This is a genomic window from Lactobacillus gallinarum (genome assembly GCF_002160635.1).
Taxonomy (GTDB): domain Bacteria; phylum Bacillota; class Bacilli; order Lactobacillales; family Lactobacillaceae; genus Lactobacillus; species Lactobacillus gallinarum.
In genome coordinates, this window is the sequence record NZ_NFKZ01000060.1 from 1 (window position 1) to 3,309 (window position 3,309).

General features: G+C 50.0%; 2 rRNA genes. Both read right to left on the reverse strand.

Features of this window, described 5'->3' with window-relative positions:
• Positions 1-2: 2 nt before the first annotated feature.
• Positions 3-119: ribosomal RNA gene (gene rrf, locus B5E95_RS10205) — 5S ribosomal RNA — on the reverse strand.
• A 71-nt stretch (positions 120-190) separates the two neighbouring features.
• Positions 191-3,094: ribosomal RNA gene (locus B5E95_RS10210) — 23S ribosomal RNA — on the reverse strand.
• Positions 3,095-3,309 lie beyond the last annotated feature (215 nt).

Genomic DNA, 3,309 nt, shown 5'->3' on the forward strand with positions numbered 1-3,309 from the left:
GAGCACGGCAGCTTCCTTTCCTCGCAGGCAGTTGCCCACCAACTACTTTCGGCGTTAAGAAGCTTAACTTCTGTGTTCGGCATGGGAACAGGTGTATCCTTCTTGCTTTCGCCACCGTACTCTTTTGAGCTTTTACACTCAAAACTAAACATAATCTCTCGCAAAAAACCTTCTCCAGATCGCTTGGCCTTTGGTCAAGTCCTCGACTGATTAGTACTGGTCCGCTCCATTCTTCACAGAACTTCCACTCCCAGCCTATCTACCTCATCGTCTTTGAGGTGTCTTACTGCTTACGCAAAGGAAATCTCATCTTGAGGGGGGCTTCGCACTTAGATGCTTTCAGCGCTTATCCCTTCCGCACATAGCTACCCAGCGATGCTCCTGGCGGAACAACTGGTACACCAGCGGTGCGTCCATCCCGGTCCTCTCGTACTAAGGACAGCTCCTCTCAAATTTCCTACGCCCACGACGGATAGGGACCGAACTGTCTCACGACGTTCTGAACCCAGCTCGCGTGCCGCTTTAATGGGCGAACAGCCCAACCCTTGGGACCGACTTCAGCCCCAGGATGCGACGAGCCGACATCGAGGTGCCAAACCTCCCCGTCGATGTGAACTCTTGGGGGAGATAAGCCTGTTATCCCCAGGGTAGCTTTTATCCGTTGAGTGATGGCCCTTCCATACGGTACCACCAGATCACTAAGTCCTAGTTTCCTACCTGCTCGAGTTGTCTCTCTCGCAGTCAAGCTCCCTTATACCTTTACACTCTGCGAATGATTTCCAACCATTCTGAGGGAACCTTTGAGCGCCTCCGTTACACTTTAGGAGGCGACCGCCCCAGTCAAACTGCCCACCTGACACTGTCCCTGGCCTGGCTTACAGGTCGAGGTTAGAGCATCCTTCAAACAAGGGTAGTATCCCAACATTGCCTCCAGCAAAACTAGCGTCCTGCCTTCCTTGGCTCCTACCTATCCTGTACATGTTTAAAAGATACTCAATATCAAGCTACAGTGAAGCTCCATGGGGTCTTTCCGTCCTGTCGCGGGTAACCCGCATCTTCACGGGTATTATAATTTCACCGAGTCTCTCGTTGAGACAGTGCCCAAATCATTACACCTTTCGTGCAGGTCGGAACTTACCCGACAAGGAATTTCGCTACCTTAGGACCGTTATAGTTACGGCCGCCGTTTACTGGGGCTTCAATTCAAACCTTCGCTTGCGCTAAGCTCTCCTCTTAACCTTCCAGCACCGGGCAGGTGTCAGCCTCTATACGTCATCTTACGATTTTGCAGAGACCTGTGTTTTTGATAAACAGTTGTTTGGGCCTATTCACTGCGGCTAACCATTCTCATGGCCAGCACCCCTTCTTCCGAAGTTACGGGGTCATTTTGCCGAGTTCCTTAACGAGAGTTCTCTCGCTCACCTTAGTGTTCTCCACTCGACTACCTGTGTCGGTTTGCGGTACGGGTATGTTCTCTCTGGCTAGAAGCTTTTCTTGGCAGTGTGACTACCACACCTTCGCTACTTTTACTTCGCTCCTCATCACGACTCGTGTTGCTGGTTAGAAGCATTTGACTCTTAACCGCACTTGTCGCTTGAACATCGTTCCATCGCGATGCGTGCTTCACCTCCTGCGTCCCTCCATTGCTCATAACGATTGAACACAGTACAGGAATCTCTACCTGTTATCCATCGACTACGCCTCTCGGCCTTGCCTTAGGTCCCGACTTACCCTGGGCGGACGAGCCTGCCCCAGGAAACCTTAGTCTTTCGGCGGATAGGATTCTCACCTATCTTTCGCTACTCATACCGGCATTCTCACTTCTAAGCGCTCCAATTATCCTCTCGGTTAACCTTCGCCGCACTTAGAACGCTCTCCTACCACGTACTTACGTACATCCACAGTTTCGGTACTATGCTTAGCCCCGGTAAATTTTCGGCGCAGCGCCACTCGACTAGTGAGCTATTACGCACTCTTTGAATGATGGCTGCTTCTGAGCCAACGTCCTAGTTGTCTACGCAACTCCACATCCTTTTCCACTTAGCATAGATTTGGGGACCTTAACTGGTGATCTGGGCTGTTTCCCTTTCGACTACGGATCTTATCACTCGCAGTCTGACTCCCGTGTATAGATATCTGGAATTCGTAGTTTATCTGGATTCAGTAACCCCTGACGGGCCCCTAGTCCAAACAGAGCTCTACCTCCATTATCCTCTCCACGAGGCTAGCCCTAAAGCTATTTCGGAGAGAACCAGCTATCTCCAAGTTCGTTTGGAATTTCACCGCTACCCACAACTCATCCCCGCAATTTTTAACTTACGTGGGTTCGGCCCTCCAGCGCGTTTTACCACGCCTTCAGCCTGGTCATGGGTAGGTCACTTGGTTTCGGGTCTACGTCACCTAACTTCTCGCCCTCTTCAGACTCGCTTTCGCTCCGGCTCCGTCTTTTCTGACTTAACCTCGCTAGATAACGTAACTCGCCGGTTCATTCTACAAAAGGCACGCCATTGCACTTTAATGTGCTTTGACTACTTGTAGACACACGGTTTCAGGTTCTCTTTCACTCCCCTTCCGGGGTTCTTTTCACCTTTCCCTCACGGTACTGGTTCACTATCGGTCACTAATTAGTATTTAGCCTTGCGAGATGGTCCTCGCGGTTTCAACCGGGATTCCTCGTGTCCCGGCCTACTCAGGATTCTGCTAGGCGCGCTTGCAATTTCACGTACGGGGCTCTCACCCTCTCTGGCTTACCTTCCCAGATAATTCTGCTATCACTCACGCTACCACGTCGCAGTCCTACAACCCCAAATGATAAATCACTTGGTTTGGGCTCTTTCCTCTTCGCTCGCCGCTACTAAGGAAATCGATCTTTCTTTCTCTTCCTGCAGCTACTTAGATGTTTCAGTTCACTGCGTATTCCTTTGATTGACTATCTATTCATCAATCAATAATGCATCGCTGCATTGGGTTCCCCCATTCGGACATCTCCGGATCTCTGCGTACTTACCGCTCCCCGAAGCTTTTCGTAGTTCGTCACGTCCTTCATCGGCTTTTAGTGCCTAGGCATTCACCGTGCGCCCTTTTCTACTTGACCTTACTCAAGAATTCTCTTCTCGGTCGCCTTGCAATCTGTTCTCTTTGATTGTCTCGGTTTTTTGCTTGGATTATATTCAGTTTTCAATGTACTAGCTCTTTGAGGTACTACCCTCAAAACTAAACAAAGTTTCTCAGTGTGCTTCCGCTTGCTTAAGTGACTTCTCTTAGTATCTCTACTCTCCATCACTCTCGCTTCCTTAGAAAGGAGGTGAT